The sequence below is a fragment of the Piscinibacter sp. HJYY11 genome, from assembly GCF_016735515.1.
Taxonomy (GTDB): Bacteria; Pseudomonadota; Gammaproteobacteria; order Burkholderiales; family Burkholderiaceae_C; genus Rhizobacter.
On sequence record NZ_JAERQZ010000001.1, the window covers coordinates 1,784,408 to 1,799,279 of the forward strand.

At 66.3% G+C, this 14,872-nt stretch carries 15 protein-coding genes; 6 read left to right on the top strand and 9 right to left on the bottom strand.

Annotated elements, in window-relative coordinates; translation table 11 throughout:
* Nucleotides 1-33 precede the first annotated feature (33 nt).
* From JI745_RS08080 to JI745_RS08100, 5 genes are all read left to right on the top strand, one after another.
* Nucleotides 34-870 (top strand): family 16 glycosylhydrolase, encoded by an 837-nt coding sequence (locus JI745_RS08080; RefSeq protein WP_201805305.1) that lies wholly within the window; start codon nt 34-36, stop codon nt 868-870.
* A 265-nt stretch (nt 871-1,135) separates the two neighbouring features.
* Nucleotides 1,136-1,867: a methyl-accepting chemotaxis protein gene (locus tag JI745_RS08085; RefSeq protein WP_201805317.1), complete on the top strand. Its 732-nt coding sequence runs from the start codon at nt 1,136-1,138 to the stop codon at nt 1,865-1,867.
* The gene (locus tag JI745_RS08090) at nt 1,864-2,433 is read left to right on the top strand and encodes a hypothetical protein (RefSeq protein ID WP_201805318.1); all 570 of its coding nucleotides are present in this window, start codon (nt 1,864-1,866) and stop codon (nt 2,431-2,433) included. Before JI745_RS08085 ends, JI745_RS08090 begins: the two co-directional genes overlap by 4 nt.
* A 43-nt stretch (nt 2,434-2,476) precedes the next feature.
* On the top strand, nt 2,477-2,845 hold the full coding sequence (locus JI745_RS08095; RefSeq protein ID WP_201805319.1) for a response regulator: 369 nt from the start codon (nt 2,477-2,479) through the stop codon (nt 2,843-2,845).
* A 70-nt stretch (nt 2,846-2,915) separates the two neighbouring features.
* Entirely contained in the window at nt 2,916-5,774 is a 2,859-nt protein-coding gene (locus JI745_RS08100) for an ATP-binding protein (RefSeq protein ID WP_201805320.1), read from the top strand.
* 665 nt (nt 5,775-6,439) lie between these two features.
* On the opposite strand, the gene flhA is transcribed toward JI745_RS08100, so the two are convergent.
* Nucleotides 6,440-8,515: a flagellar biosynthesis protein FlhA gene (gene flhA, locus JI745_RS08105; RefSeq protein ID WP_404932805.1), complete on the bottom strand. Its 2,076-nt coding sequence runs from the start codon at nt 8,513-8,515 to the stop codon at nt 6,440-6,442.
* Between the two features lie 8 nt (nt 8,516-8,523).
* On the bottom strand, nt 8,524-9,687 hold the full coding sequence (locus JI745_RS08110; RefSeq protein ID WP_201805322.1) for a flagellar biosynthesis protein FlhB: 1,164 nt from the start codon (nt 9,685-9,687) through the stop codon (nt 8,524-8,526).
* Nucleotides 9,688-9,935: 248 nt separating this feature from the next.
* Here JI745_RS08110 and JI745_RS08115 point away from each other — a divergent pair, with 248 nt between their 5' ends.
* Complete coding sequence (locus JI745_RS08115; RefSeq protein WP_201805323.1) at nt 9,936-10,490, top strand: outer membrane beta-barrel protein; 555 nt, start codon at nt 9,936-9,938, stop codon at nt 10,488-10,490.
* 49 nt (nt 10,491-10,539) lie between these two features.
* Here the strand turns inward: JI745_RS08115 and fliR are convergent, their stop codons facing one another.
* From fliR to fliL, 7 genes are all read right to left on the bottom strand, one after another.
* Entirely contained in the window at nt 10,540-11,301 is a 762-nt protein-coding gene (gene fliR / locus JI745_RS08120; RefSeq protein ID WP_201805324.1) for a flagellar biosynthetic protein FliR, read from the bottom strand.
* 79 nt (nt 11,302-11,380) lie between these two features.
* Nucleotides 11,381-11,650, bottom strand: a complete 270-nt coding sequence (fliQ, locus tag JI745_RS08125; RefSeq protein ID WP_201805325.1) for a flagellar biosynthesis protein FliQ — start codon at nt 11,648-11,650, stop codon at nt 11,381-11,383.
* A gap of 10 nt (nt 11,651-11,660) precedes the next feature.
* Complete coding sequence (gene fliP / locus JI745_RS08130) at nt 11,661-12,359, bottom strand: flagellar type III secretion system pore protein FliP (RefSeq protein ID WP_236674942.1); 699 nt, start codon at nt 12,357-12,359, stop codon at nt 11,661-11,663.
* 76 nt (nt 12,360-12,435) lie between these two features.
* Complete coding sequence (locus tag JI745_RS08135; RefSeq protein WP_201805327.1) at nt 12,436-12,792, bottom strand: flagellar biosynthetic protein FliO; 357 nt, start codon at nt 12,790-12,792, stop codon at nt 12,436-12,438.
* Entirely contained in the window at nt 12,792-13,226 is a 435-nt protein-coding gene (fliN, locus tag JI745_RS08140; protein WP_201805329.1) for a flagellar motor switch protein FliN, read from the bottom strand. Before fliN ends, JI745_RS08135 begins: the two co-directional genes overlap by 1 nt.
* Entirely contained in the window at nt 13,216-14,220 is a 1,005-nt protein-coding gene (gene fliM, locus JI745_RS08145) for a flagellar motor switch protein FliM (protein WP_201805331.1), read from the bottom strand. Before fliM ends, fliN begins: the two co-directional genes overlap by 11 nt.
* A 4-nt stretch (nt 14,221-14,224) precedes the next feature.
* On the bottom strand, nt 14,225-14,860 hold the full coding sequence (gene fliL / locus JI745_RS08150; protein WP_201805333.1) for a flagellar basal body-associated protein FliL: 636 nt from the start codon (nt 14,858-14,860) through the stop codon (nt 14,225-14,227).
* Between the last annotated feature and the right edge of the window lie 12 nt (nt 14,861-14,872).

Below are 14,872 nucleotides of genomic sequence, written 5' to 3' on the forward strand. Positions count from 1 at the left end.
CTAGCCCCACTCTCCACCGTGCAAAGGATCAAGATGAAAGCAGCGCTCGCCTCGGGCATCTGGTTGGCGGCCCTCGCGGCGGCGGGTTGTGGCGGTGGGTCCGGCTCGGTCTCCGCCGCGCCGGCGGCGGGTGGCCTGCCCGAGGGCTACCGCCTCGTCTGGAGCGACGAGTTCGACACCACCGGCCTCCCCGACCCGGCGAAGTGGGGCTACGACACCTACCGCAACCGCGACGGCTGGTACAACAACGAGCTGCAGTACTACTCGGCCGCGCGCGCGGAAAACGCCCGCGTGGAAAACGGCTCACTCATCATCACCGCGCGGCGCGAGCGCCTGGCCTCGGCGCCTGACTTCGGCGGCCAGAACTACACCTCCGCGCGGCTGCTCACGCGGGGCCTCGCCTCGTGGACCTACGGCTTCTTCGAGGTGCGCGCCAAGCTGCCCTGCGCGATGGGCGCGTGGCCCGCGATCTGGATGCTCGGCGATCGCGGCACCTGGCCCGACGACGGCGAGATCGACATCATGGAGCAGACCGGCTGGCAGCCCGGCCGCATCCTCGGCACTGCCCACATGCGCGACTTCAACGGGGCCAACGGCCGCGGCTCGCACACCAACGTGGCCGACACCTGCAACACCTTCCACCGCTACCAGGTGCGCTGGACACCCGAGGCCATCACCTGGGGCGTCGACGACGTCACCTACTTCACCTACGCCAAGCCCGCCGGCGCCAGCTACGGCAACTGGCCGTTCGACCACCCGCAACACCTGCTGCTCAACGTGGCCGTCGGGGGCATCCTGGGCGGCACGCCCGACGATGCGGCCTTCCCGGTGCGCATGGAAGTCGACTACGTCCGCGTGTACCAGCGCTGAACGCCGACCGCCGGCCACCCGGCGCGTGAACCCGCGGCTGGGCGTACCACGTCCTTGCCGACTACTGCGCACATCGGGGCCTGCCCGGTGTGCCCTCGGGTTCATCCCTCATTCAACAATCCGTCGCCAACGTCGATAGCTGCTGAGGCTTGAACGCCTGCGCAGTTCGACGCCCTGCGCTCGCGCCCGCAGGCTGCCAAGAACAGCACACACCTGGCTGCGCCAGCGCTTCAAGATCGATCAAGAACCGCCGATAGAGCACCCTATGACCCTCATATCGTTCGCATGTCTCGCGCTCGGCCTCTTCGTCGGCGCCGGCGTCACTTTCTGGTGGAGCCGCCAACGCAGCGCCGCCGCCGTGGAGCTGGCCCGCCACACCGCCGTGCAGGCTGTCGAACAGGCCAGCGCCGCCACCGTCGCCGAGCTGCAACGCCAGCTCGAGGAACTCTCCCGCACCGCCGCCGCCGACCGCGCGGCCCTCGAAGCCACGCACCAGGAACAGCACCGCACCCACCAGATGCTGCTGAAGACGGTGAGCAGCGGCGCCGAATCATTGAAGAACCACGCCCTCGAAGGCGCCGACCGCCTGGGCAGCACCATCGACAAGCTGCTCGGCCTCATCGAGACCTTCGAGCGCTGGAACGGCGAGCTCAACCAGCTGCTGCAGCACAACCGCGAGATGCACTCGAAGAACGACGAGTTCGCGCAGATCGTGAACCAGGTGATCATCGTCGCGCTCAACGCCTCGATCGAGGCCGCCCGCGCGGGCGACCAGGGCCGCGGCTTCGCCGTCGTCGCCGCCGAAGTGCGCGACCTCGCCACACGCGCCGACAAGCTCTCGAAAGACTACCGCTCCAACCTCTACAAGAACGACCTCATCACCGGCAGCACCTTTCAGGACCTGCAGGCCGGCGGCAAGATGATCGTCGGCGCCCTGAACGAGCTGCGCCTGCTCAACGGCAAGACGCGCCAGGCCGTCATGGCGGAGGCGGCGTGAGGATCTTCCAGGTGAGCGACCGGGCGCGCCAGGGGCTCGACCACTTCGTCGCGCAAGCCGCCAGGAACTCGCTCGTGCGCCACGGCGAGCCCTGCGAGGTCGTGCCCGACGACGACACGCTGGTGCCCAAGGCGCCCGACGTGGTGATGTTCACCGTCACCTCGTACCTCTTCCGCGTCGTGCTCCTGATCCAGTTCGACCGCGACCCGGCCACCCGCGCCTACATGGCTGGTCTCGCCTCCACGCCGGTCGACGAGATGAACGGCGAGCGCTTCTTCGACACGATGAACGAGCGCGGCAACCTCTTCTGCGGTGCGTTCAACCGCGACCTGGTGCCGTTCTTTCCCCACATCGGCATGTCCACCCCTTGCGTGCTCAAGCGCAACTCGGTGGAGCACATCACGGCGGTGAAGCCGAGCTACCACCGGCGCTTCCGCTGCGAGCTGGCGCCGGGCGTGGCGATGTATTTCACGCTGGCGCTCTGCGCCGATGCCGATTTCGACTTCGCCTTCGAACCGCGTGCGGAAGAGGAAACCGACACCGCCGGCGAACTGGAAATGTTCTGACCTTTCCTGTTTCTCTCTCACTGACTTTCAAGAGGTAATCCAAATGGCCCAGATCCTGGTGGTGGACGATTCGAGCACCGTGCGCGTCGAAGTGAGCGACTTCCTGAAGAAGGCGGGTCTCGCGGTGGAAACCGCGGTCGACGGCCGCGACGGCCTCTCCAAGCTCAAGAGCGACCCCGGCATCAAGCTGGTCGTGAGCGACGTGAACATGCCCAACATGGATGGCCTGACCATGGCCGAGAAGATCCGTGGCGAGCTCAACAACGCGGCCGTCAACATCGTGATGCTGACCACCGAGAACTCACCCATCATGAAAGAGCGCGGCAAGGCCGCCGGCATCAAGGGCTGGATCGTGAAGCCCTTCAAGGGCGACGCCGTGCTCGCCACCTTCAAGAAGCTCGCTGGCGCCTGACCGGCTGCATCGCGGGGCCCGGCTGCGGCGGGGCTGGAAAAGAATTCATGCGCATCACGCGCTGCACACCATGCTGTTCCGCCTGATCCTCCTCACGGCCGCCTTGCTCGGCCTGCTTCCCTCTGCTTTCGCCGCCGAGTCCGCCTGCCAGGCCTGCGGCGTGCAGGTGACGACGCTGGCCCAGCCTCTCAAGCTGGCCGGCACCTGGCTCTTCACCCGCGACGACAAGCCGCAGAACAAGGACGTCGGCCTCGACACCTCCGACTGGAAGCTCGCCAAGGCCCCGGGCCCGTGGAAGCACATCTACGGCGACAAGCAGAACTTCTCCGTCGGCTGGTACCGCGGCAGCCTGCACTTCGCGCCCGAGCTGGTGGGCCGGGAAGTGGTGCTGCTGGTCAACACCTACATGGCGCGCACGCAGGTGTTCGTCAACGGCCAGCTGATCTACGCGCGGCCGCACGACATCAACGTCGAGCGCTACCACTCGATCCAGCCGATCCCCGTCCGCTTCAAGATCACCCAGCCTGAGCAGGTGGTGGCGATCCGCGTCGACACGCCGCTCATGACCGGCATCTACCAGCTGCCGCTGGAGATCCATGCCTACGACCAGCACGACGCCAGCCTCGTGGCCCACCAGGTGTGGGGCGGCGAGATGCGCACCATCATCTCGTACGTGGTGCTGACCTTCGGGCTCTTCTTCCTGCTGGTCTATGCCAAGACACGCCACTCGATGTACCTGGTGGCGGCGATGGCCAGCATCCTGATCTTCCCGTTCTTCGCGGCGCCGGGCGACTACTTCCTGCAGATCTTCCAGCCCGAGACGATGCTGTACTGGCACTACACCGGCCTGTCGGCGATCTTCGTCTTCTACCTGTTCACGCAGTACGTCCACGTCTTCACGCCCAAGCTGAACTGGTTCTTCGGCATCACGCAGACGCTGCTCGCGCTGGGCTGCGGAGCGCAGATGTTCTTCCCCGACCTCACGCTCTTCCAGGGCATGCGCAGCGCCCTCTTCATCGAGAGCCTGGTCATCGGCGTGCTGTCGCTCTACATGACGGTGCGCGGCGCCATGAAGCAGCGGCCGGGCGCCCGCCCGCTGGCCTTCGGCCTGCTCGTCTTCCTCGTCACCGGCACCAACGACGTGCTGCTGGCCCTGGGCGTCATCAGCTCCATGGCGGTGATCTTCACCGGCGTGGCCACTTTCGTGGCGGCCATGCTGTACGTGGCCTGCATGCGCTTCGCCAACACCTTCCTCGAGAACAAGAAGCTCCTGACCGACGTGCAGGCGCTGAACGACAACCTCGAAGCCCTGGTCGCCGAGCGCACGCAGCAGCTGCACGAGAAGACGCACGACATCCACGCCATGCTGCAGAACATGCCGCAGGGCGTGCTGACCATCACCGGCGACAACGCCATCCACCCCGAGTACTCCGCCTACCTCGAAACCATCTTCGAGACGAAAGACATCGCCGGCCGGAACGTGATGGCCCTGGTGTTCGCCGGCAGCAACCTCGGCGCGGACCGCCTGTCGCAGGTGGAAGCCGCCGCGGCCTCGTGCATCGGCGAAGACCGCATGAACTTCGATTTCAATTCGCACCTGCTGGTGCCGGAGTTCGAGAAGACGCTGCCGGATGGCCGCCTGAAGTCGCTGGCGCTCAGCTGGTCGCCGATCTGCGACGAGCACGACACGGTCGAGAAGCTCATGCTCTGCGTGCGCGACGTCACCGAGCTCAAGCGCCTGGAGCACGAGGCCAGTGCGCAGAAGCGCGAGCTGGAGATCATTGGCGAGATCCTGGCGGTGAGCCAGGAGAAGTTCCACGAGTTCGTGGGCGGTGCGCTGAAGTTCTGCGCCGACAACAAGCGCCTGATCGAGCAGGCCGCGCCCCGCAGCGCGGAGACGGTGAACCTGCTCTTCCGCAACATGCACACGGTGAAGGGCAACGCCCGCACCTACGGACTGCTGTACCTGACCAACCTCGTGCACGAGACCGAGCAGGCCTATGACGACCTGCGCAAGGGCAAGGCCGAGTGGAACGGCGAGGCGTTGCTGGCGCAGCTCGCCGAGGTGCAGGCGATGCTCGAGGAATACGCCCGCATCAACGACCACGTGCTGGGCCGCCAGGGCCCGGGCCGCCGCGGCAGCGTGGAGAAATTCGTGATGGTCGACAAGGCTCAGGTCCAGCAGTCGCTCGGCCTCCTGGTCAACGTGGACCAGAACGACCCGGCCGCGATGCGCGCCGTGCTCGCGCAACTCGGCCGCACGCTGAACCTGATCGGCACCGAACGCATCGGTGAGACCCTCGCCGGCCCGATCGAGTCGTTGCCGTCGCTGGCCCGCGAGCTGGGCAAGGAAGTACCGGTCGTGCACATCGAGGACCACGGCATCGTCCTGCGCACCCAAGTGGGCGGCCTGCTGAAGAACGTGTTCTCCCACCTGCTGCGCAACGCCGTCGACCATGGCCTGGAGCCCACGGCAGAGCGCCTGTCCTGGGGCAAGCCAGCGGCCGGCCGCATCGACATCGCCCTGTCGGTGGACGACGGCAAGCTGCACATCCACCTGCGCGACGACGGCCGCGGCATGGCCATCGCGAGGATCCGCGAGCGTGCGTTGGAGTGGGGACTCATCGCGGCTGGTGATCAGCACACGCCGGAGGAGATCGCGCAGGTCATCTTCCACTCGGGCTTCTCGACTGCCGAGCGTGTCACCGAGGTGTCGGGCCGCGGGGTGGGCATGGATGCGGTCAAGGGCTTCCTGGAGAAGGAAGGCGGCAGCATCGAGATCCGCTTCACCGGCGACGAAGTGCGGGGCCACCGGCCGTTTGAGCTGGTGCTGAGCTTGCCGGACAAGTACGCGGCTTCGTTGGATGCGGCGCTGTCGTTTGACGCGCTGCGTCAGCGGCTTGCGAGCGCTTCGCTGGCTGCGCGCTGAGGTCTGGTTCACTGCGTGAGGCTGCGCCGGGTCTCGGCCCGGCCGCCGAGTTAATTCTTTTGCTTCGCCAAAAGAAGTAACCAAGAAAAGGCGACCCGACGGTGGCGGTCCGGCCGAAGGCCGGACTGCTCTGCGGTGCTCGGTCTTGAGGGGCCGCGCCGAACTCACTTCGCGAGCTGCGCTCGCTACGTTCAGACAGGCGGCGCGAAGTCAGTTCACGAAGCGCGCTCACGCGCGCGCCCCTCAAGCCCTGCGCTCCTCGACGCCACCCACGGGAGCGATACAGCTCGCTTCGCATCGCAACACGGGCGGAGCGCTGCGCGCCCGCCCATCAAGCACGAGGCGAAGCGAGTCGAGAGTGTGATGCCCGCGAAGCGGGCGGCGGTATCCCGGGGCCCTTGAGAGCCGTCGAGCAGCGCAGGGCTTGGGGTGGCGCGCGCAGCGCGCTTCGTGAACTGATTTCGCGCAGCTGTTTGAGCGCAGCGCCGCAGGCGTGTAGCGAGTTCTGCGCGACACCCCAAGTCCGAGCAGCGCAGAGCAGTCGGCCCTAGGCCGACCGGCGAACGGGGTGCCCTTTCTTTTGGTTCCTTTTCTTTGGGCAAGCAAAGAAAAGGGACTGCGCCGCCGGGCGCACATCCCGGCGCAGCCTCACGCAGTGAATCACGTCAGCCCTGTGCACCAATCACAGAACCGATGCGAATCGAGTGCGTCTCCGGAATCTCGGAATGCCCCAGCACCTTGAGCCGAGGCGCCGCCCGCTTCAACAACCGCGCCATCGGCGCGCGAATCATGTCAGGCACCAACAGGCAAGCCGGATGCCCCAGATCTTCCTGCCGCTTCGCCGACTGCGCCGCACTGCGCGCCAGCGTGTCAGCCACGCCGGGGTCCAGCGCCGCACCGTGTGGTGAGTTCAACGCCTGTGTCACCAGCCGCTCGAGCTCAGGCTCCAGCGCGATGACCTCCAGCTCCTGCACCGGCCCATAGATCTGCTGCACGATCGCCGGCGCAATGTGGATGCGGATGCGCCGCGACAGCTCCGACGGATCGCTCACCGTCGACGAATGCTCCGCCAGGCACTCCACGATGGAGCGCATGTCGCGGATGTGCACGCCCTCCTCCAGCAGCAACTGCAGCACCTTCTGCAACGACGGAATGCTCACCATCTTCGGCACCACGTCCTCGATCATGCGCGGCGCGAGCTTGGTCACGTGCTCCACCAGCTGCTGCACTTCCACACGGCCGAGCAGGCGGGCGGCATGCATCTGCATCAGGTGCGACAGGTGCGTGGCGATCACGGTCGAGCAGTCGACGACCGTGAAGCCGTTCATCTGCGCGGCTTCGCGCTGGCGCTCCTCGATCCACACGGCGGGCAGGCCGAAGGCGGGATCGGTGGTCTTGGTGCCGATGAGGTTCGTCGTCGCGCCGCCCGGGTTGATGGCGAGCAGCATGCCCGGGAAGGCTTCGCCCTCGCCCACCACCGCGCCACGCAGCGTGAGGCGGTACATGCTGGGCTTGAGCTCCAGGTTGTCGCGGATGTGCACCGGCGGCGGCAGGAAACCCACGTCCTGCGCGAACTTGCGGCGCACGCCCTTGATGCGCTGGAGCAGGTCGCCGTTCTTGGCCTTGTCGACCAGCGCGATCAGGCGGTAGCCCACTTCCAGGCCCAGGGTGTCGACGGGTTGCAGGTCGTCCCAGGTGGCTTCGGCGTTCGGCTCGGCGGCCACGGCCTGGGGCGGCGGTGCGAGCTTGGCGCGCTGGTTTCGCCTGTGCATCCACCAGGCGCCATAGCCCAGGCCCGAGGCGATCATCAGGAAGACGAAGTGCGGCATGCCCGGGATCAGGCCCAGGAGGCCGATGACACCGGCGGTGATGGCCAGCGTGCGCGGCGAGTTGAAGACCTGGTGGCCGATCTGCGTGCCGACGTCCTGCTCCTTGCCGACGCGCGAGACCACCATGGCAGCGGCCACCGAGATCAGCAGTGCGGGCACTTGCGCGACCAGCGCATCGCCGATCGCCAGCAGGATGTAGCTGTTGGCCGCCTGCCCGGCCGACAGGTTGTGCTGCACCACGCCGATGATGAAGCCACCGATGATGTTGATGAAGAGGATGAGCAGGCCCGCCATCGCGTCGCCGCGCACGAACTTGGAGGCACCGTCCATGGAGCCGAAGAACTCGGCCTCCGCGCCCACTTCGGCGCGGCGCCGCTTGGCTTCCTTGTCGTCGATGAGGCCGGCGTTCAGGTCGGCGTCGATCGCCATCTGCTTGCCGGGCATCGCGTCCAAGGTGAAGCGCGCCGCCACTTCGGCGATGCGCTCCGCACCCTTGGTCACCACCACGAAGTTGATGACCACGAGGATGGCAAACACGATCAGGCCGACCGCGAAGTTGCCGCCGATCAGGAAGTGGCCGAAGGATTCGATCACCTTGCCGGCGGCGCCCGGGCCGGTGTGGCCTTCCATCAGCACCACGCGCGTGGACGCGATGTTGAGCGACAGGCGCATCAGCGTCGTCAACAGGATCACCGTCGGGAAGGCCGAGAAATCGAGCGGGCGCACCATGTAGGCGGCCACCACCATCACCATCAGCGCAAGCGCGATGTTGAGCGTGAACAGCATGTCGAGCGCAAACGCCGGCAGCGGCAGCACCATCATCGCGAGCACGAGGATGATGAACACCGGCGCCATCAGCGCCTTCATCGCACCGGCGTGCTGTGGCCCGAGCCACGACTGCAACTGCTTCATCACCCCATTCATTCGATCACCTCGTCAGGCACCCAGCCCGGCTTGTTGTGCGGGTCCAGCTCCGGCGGCACGTGCAGGTCGGGCAGCTCCCCCGGCATCGCCACGCGGCCGGCCATCGCGGCGCGCAGCTGGTAGACGTAGGCCAGCACCTGCGCCACGGCCGAGAAGAGCGCCGCCGGGATCTCGCGGTCGACTTCGGCATGCGCATACAGGGCACGGGCCAGCACGGCGGCCTGCAGCACCGGCACGCGCGAATCCTTGGCGGTGTCACGGATCTTGAAGGCCATCAGGTCGGCGCCCTTGGCCACCACCTTGGGTGCGCCCATCTTGGCGTCGTCGTACTTGAGCGCGACCGCATAGTGGGTCGGGTTCATCACCACCAGGTCGGCATTGGGAACGGCGGCGAGCATGCGCTTGTTGGCCAGTTCGCGCATGCGCGCACGCGCCTTGGCCTTGACCTCGACGTTGCCCTCGGCCTCCTTGTGCTCCTGCTTCATTTCCTGGTGGCTCATCTTGAGCCGCTGGGCGTGCAGGAACTTCTGCAGCGGTACGTCGATCGCCGCAAAGCCGGCCAGGGCCAGCAGCAGCAGCAACATGCCGCCGATGATGGCGGTGCCGGCATGCGACAGCGCGGCCGGCAGCGACATGGCCAGCACGCCGCCGAAGGTCTCGATGTTGGCGTGCAGGTAGAAGGCGCCGATGGCGCCGAGGATGAGCGCCAGCACCGAGGCCTTGAGCGCGTCGATCAGCTGCTGCTTGGAGAAGATGCGCGGGATGCCGGTGATCGGGTTGAGCTTGCCGAAGTTGGGCACGAGCGGCTTGAAGGTCCACACCCAGCCGCCGGCGAAGAGGCTGGCGGCCAGCGCCACGATCATCATCAGCACGCCCAGCGGCAGCACGATCAGCAGCATCTGCAGCGCGAGCTCGGCCAGGCGCTCGGTCATGAACTGCGGCGACTGCACCGACGCGGCGTTGAAGCGCAGGCCGTTCTGCAGCAGCTTGCCCGACCAGTGCGTGATCTGCGGCGCCGCGGCCACGACGGCCGCGCCACCCACCGCGATGGCGGCAAAGTGCCCCAGGTCGCGCGAACGGACGACCTGGCCCTCTTTGCGGGCTTTGTCCAGCTTCCGTTGCGAAGCTGGCAGGTTGCGGTCTTGGTCGGAGGCGGCCATGGAGAGTCAGCGTCAGTGCCCTCCATTGTTTCGAGATGCGCCGCGAACTTGAGGCGAATAAAGCCGGTTGTCACCCGTCAGTTTCCGTGTTGCGCGTGTGAACAACTGCTCGGCCTTCAAGCACCTGCCCCCGTTCGGGTGTCTCGAGCGAACAACAACCGACTCGCGCGCGACAGGGCAACGCTGCCGCGGCGGGAACAATCCCGCCGCCGCCAGGGAGGCGGTAACCATCAACATTCAGGACTACGATGAAAACGATTCAGTTGGCCGTGGCTGCTGCTGCGCTCACCCTTTCTTCTGCCGCCATGGCGCAGTCGGCCTATGTCACCGGCAATGTCGGCCTGGGCTACGTGGACGCCTGCGACGACACCCCCAATTGCGACGACAGCTCGACCGCCTTCAAGTTCGTCGGCGGCTACGACTTCGGCGCCGGCTTGGCCGCAGAGCTCGGCTACATCGATTTCGGCAAGGCCCGCTTTTCCGTTCCCGGCTTCACCGCGGACTTCAAGGTGTCTGGCCCGACCTTCGGCTTTGCCTACAACGCGCCGCTGTCCAAGGATGTCGGCCTGAACATGCGCCTGGGGATTGCCAACCTCAAGACCAAGATCAGCGCCACGGCTTCCGGCTTCGGCAGCGCGTCCGACTCCGAAACCAATTCGGTTCCGTATTTCGGTCTCGGGCTCAACTTCGCGGTGGCGCAGAACGTCCGATTCGAGGCAGGCGTCGACTTCAGCCGCGGTGAATACGACACCGAGAAGGCGGACGTTCGCGCGCTCACCTTCGGCCTGCGGGTGAAGTTCTAAAGCCTGCGAGGTGCCGGCGGCCCACGTCGGCACCTTGGCGCCGAGGCCCTCACTGGAAGCGCGACAGCATCTGCTCCAGCACCATGGTGAACGGCGCCTGCATCATCGGCAGCGTGAGCAGCACCCCGAGCAGGCCGACGGCCAGCGTGATGGGGAAGCCGATGGCAAAGATGTTCATCTGCTGCGACACGCGCGAGATCACGCCCAGCACGAGGTTGACGAAGAGCAGCATCGTCAGCATGGGCAGCGCGATCCACAGGCCGAGCTGGAAGACTTCGGCCCCCCAGGTCTGCGGCTGCAGCGCACGCAGCACCGAAAACGGCTCGGGCGACACCGGGAAGACCTGGAAGCTGCCCACCAGCGCCATGATGATCAGCAGGTGGCCATTGATCACGATGAAGAGCCAGGCCACCACCGTGCCGAAGAAGCGACCCACCGCCGTGCCCTGCCCGCCGGTCGCGGGGTCGAAGAAGCCGGCGTAGTTCAAGCCCATCTGCAGGCCCACCAGTTCGCCCGCGAACTCGATCGCGGCGAACACGATCCGCGCCGCGAACCCAAGCGTCAGGCCCACCAGCACCTGCTGGACGACGACCAGCACCGCGGCCGCTGAGTTCAGCTGGATCACCGGCATCGGCGGCAGCGAGGCCTGCGCGCAGACGGTGATGAGAAACGCCAGCGCCACGCGGATGCGCATCGGCACCTGGCGCTGCGACAGCACCGGGATGGTGGTGAAAAGCGCCAGCGTGCGGATGAACGGCCACAGGAGCGGCGTGAGCCACTCCATGACCTGGGCGTCGCTGAAGGTGAGCACGGTCAGCCCAGCCGGCCGCTCGGCCGCCCGGAGGCCGGCTGCGCCCCCTCGGGGGGCAGGAGCGAAGCGACGTGGGGGCTCATCCAACCGCGCCAGGGATGGACGTCAGCGTGCGCTGGAGGTATTCGACGAGCGTCGTCAGCATCCACGGCCCGGCAATCGCCATCACCGCCACCGCGGCGACGAGCTTGGGCACGAACGACAGCGTCGACTCATGGATCTGCGTGGCCGCCTGGAAGATGCTCACGAGCAGGCCCACGCCGAGGATGACCAGCAGCACGGGCGCGGCCACCATCAGCAGGAGATACAGGCCTTGCTGGCCGACGGTGAAGACTTGTTGGGAATCCATGGTCGCGTCTCTATTGGGCGAAGCTCGCCGCGAGCGAACCCAAGAGCAGGTTCCAGCCATCGGCCAGCACGAAGAGCATCAGCTTGAAGGGCAGCGCCACCAGCACCGGGCTCAGCATCATCATGCCCAGGCTCATCAGCACGCTGGCCACGATCATGTCGATCACCAGGAACGGGATGAAGATGAGAAAGCCGATCTGGAAGGCGCTTTTCAGCTCGCTGGTCACGAAGGCCGGCACCAGCACCTTGAAGGGCACGTCGGCCGCCTTCACGCTCGGGTCGAGCTTGGCGAGCTTGGCGAAAAGGGCCACGTCGGACTGGCGCGTCTGCTTGAGCATGAACTCGCGCATCGGCACCTCGCCGCGCTTGAGCGCTTCGTCGAAGGCGATCTTGTTTTCGCTGTAGGGCTGGTAGGCCTGCGCGTAGACCTTGTCGAGCGTCGGGCTCATCACGAAGAAGGTGAGGAAGAGGCTGAGGCCCACGATCACCTGGTTGGGCGGCGCCGACTGCGTGCCGAGCGCCTGGCGCAGGAGGCTCAGCACGATCACGATGCGGGTGAAACCGGTCATCAGCAGCAGCACGGCCGGCAGGAAGCTGAGGGCGGTGAAGAACAGCAGCGTCTGGATCGGCACCGAGTAGCTGGTGCCGCCCGCGCCCTGGCCCACCACCAGCGGCAGGCTCGGGCCGCCGGCTTGCTGGGCTAAAGCCATGCAGGGGATTGCCGATAACAACGACAAGCCTGCGATGCGGGCCACGCGTTTCACGCGGGGCGAAAAAAAAGCGAGTTCAGTGTTCACCACTGGGTCCTTGAGGGTCGCGGCGCAGCTTGGCGAGCAGCTGGGCAAAAGGCGGAACGGGCGCAGCACCGGTGGACGGCAGCGCGTCGGCCTGCGGCGCCATGGTGTGCAGCGTGGTGATGGTCTGTGCGGTCACGCCGAGCACGAGCCACTGGCGATCGGCGCCCTGCCCCACTTCGACGGTGACGATGCGCTGGCTGGGCGACAGCGGCAGCATCGCGACGCTGCGCATCACGCCCTGGCCGCCGGCGCCGCCCATCGGGGTGCGCTTGAGCAGCCACAGCGCGGCCGGGATCATCGCGATGATCGCGATGAACCAGAGCACGGAAGTCAGTCCAGTCGACATCAGCCGCCCTTCGAAAGACGGCGCATGCGCTCGCTCGGCGTCACGATGTCGGTCAGGCGGATACCGAACTTGTCGTTCACCACCACCACCTCGCCCTGGGCAATGAGGTAGCCGTTGACCAGCACGTCCATCGGTTCGCCGGCCAGCGCGTCGAGCTCGACCACCGAGCCCTGTGCGAGCTGCAGGATGTGCTTGATGGGGATGCGCGTGCGACCCAGTTCCACGGTGAGCTGCACCGGGATGTCCAGGATCATGTTGATGTCGTTGCCCGCCGCCGCCGGGTTGGCCTGGTTGAAGTTCTGGAAGGCCACGGGTGCGGCCTGCTCGGCCTGCACTTCGTTGGCGACCTCGGGCTTGGCTTCGGCGAGTGCGGCGGCCCACTCGGCGGCCATCGCGTCTTCGGCAGACTGGGGGGTGTTCTCTTCAGCTGACATTGTTCTCTCCAAGCCAGGTCATGTTTGAACTGGACAACATGCGATCGATCTTGAGGGCGTACTTGCCGTTGGACGTGCCGTAGTGGCAGTCGAAGATGGGCACCCCCACCACCTTGCCCTGGATGCCGGCTTCGAGGTCGAGCTCGATGAAGTCGCCCGGCTTGAAGGCGAGCAGCTGCTCGACCGTGGCATCGGCCTTGGCGAGTTCCGCCACGACCTCGACCTCGGCGGCCTGGATCTGCTGCTTCATCAGGTTGACCCAGCGGCGGTCCGGCTCGTTGCTGTCGCCCTGGATGGTCGAATACAGCACGTCGCGGATGGGCTCCAGCGTGGCGTAGGGAATGCAGAAGTGGATGGTGCCCGTCGTGTCGCCGATCTCAAGCGTGAAGCTCGTGGCGACGACGATCTCGCTCGGCGTGGCGATGTTGGCGAACTGGGGCTGCATTTCCGAGCGCTGGTAGTCGAGCTCCAGCGGGTAGATGCCGTGCCAGGCCTTCTTGTATTCGGCGGTGATCACCTCGACCAGGCGCGTGATGATGCGCTGCTCGGTGGGCGAGAAGTCGCGGCCTTCGATGCGGGTGTGGAACTTGCCGGCGCCGCCGAAGAGCGCATCGATCACGGCGAACACGAGCGTCGGGTCGCACACGATCAGGCCCGAGCCGCGCAGCGGCCGCACGCTCATGATGTTGAAGTTGGTCGGCACCACGATCTCGCGCAGGAAGGCGCTGTACTTCTGCACCTTGATGCCGCCGATCGAGATCTCCGGGCTGCGGCGGATGAAGTTGAACAGCCCGATGCGGATGTTCCGCGCGAAGCGCTCGTTGATGATTTCCATCGTGGGCATGCGCCCACGAACGATGCGTTCCTGGCTGGCGATGTCGTAGTCGCGTATGCCGCCGGTGGGGGCATCTTCCTGCTCGAGCTTCTGGCTCTCGCCGGTGATGCCCTGCAGCAGCGCATCGACTTCGTCTTGCGACAGGATCTGTTGGTTCATGTTCTTACTGAACGATGAAGTTCGAGAAATGGACGCGCTTGATGGGGTTGCCGGAGGACACCGGCCCAGCCTTCTTCTTTTTCTTCGGCTTCTCTTCGTCTTCTTCCTCTTCGTCGCTGGCCTCGGCCTTGGCGACGGGCTCGTCCTTCACCTCGATGCCGAGCGGCAGGGCCGCCTCGCGCATGATGTCTTTCGCCAGGGCGAGCTTGCCCTCGCGAGACAGCAGCTGGCCGGAGGTCTTGTGCGACAGCACCATCAGGATGCCGTTGCGGATGGCCGGCATGTAGGCCTTCATCTCTTCGGCGAACTTGGCGTCTTCGACTTCCAGCGTCACGCCGATTTGGGCGTAGCGGTCGCTTTCCTTGTCGGCGAGGTTGACGACGAAGGGCTCGAGCGGCACGAACACCGGCGGGTTCTTCGCGGCGTCCTTGCGCTTGGCCTCGGCGGCGGCCTGGCCGTCGCCCTCGCCCTCTTCGGCTTCGGCGGCGGCCTTCTTCTTCATCATGACCATGGCCGCACCACCGCCACCCAGCGCGAGCACGAGCACGGCGGCGAGGATGATGATCAGCTTCTTCTTGCCCTTCGGGGCAGGGGCATCGCCGGCGACGGCATCGGCCGTGGCGGCAGCGGCTTTGGACATGAACGCTCCTTC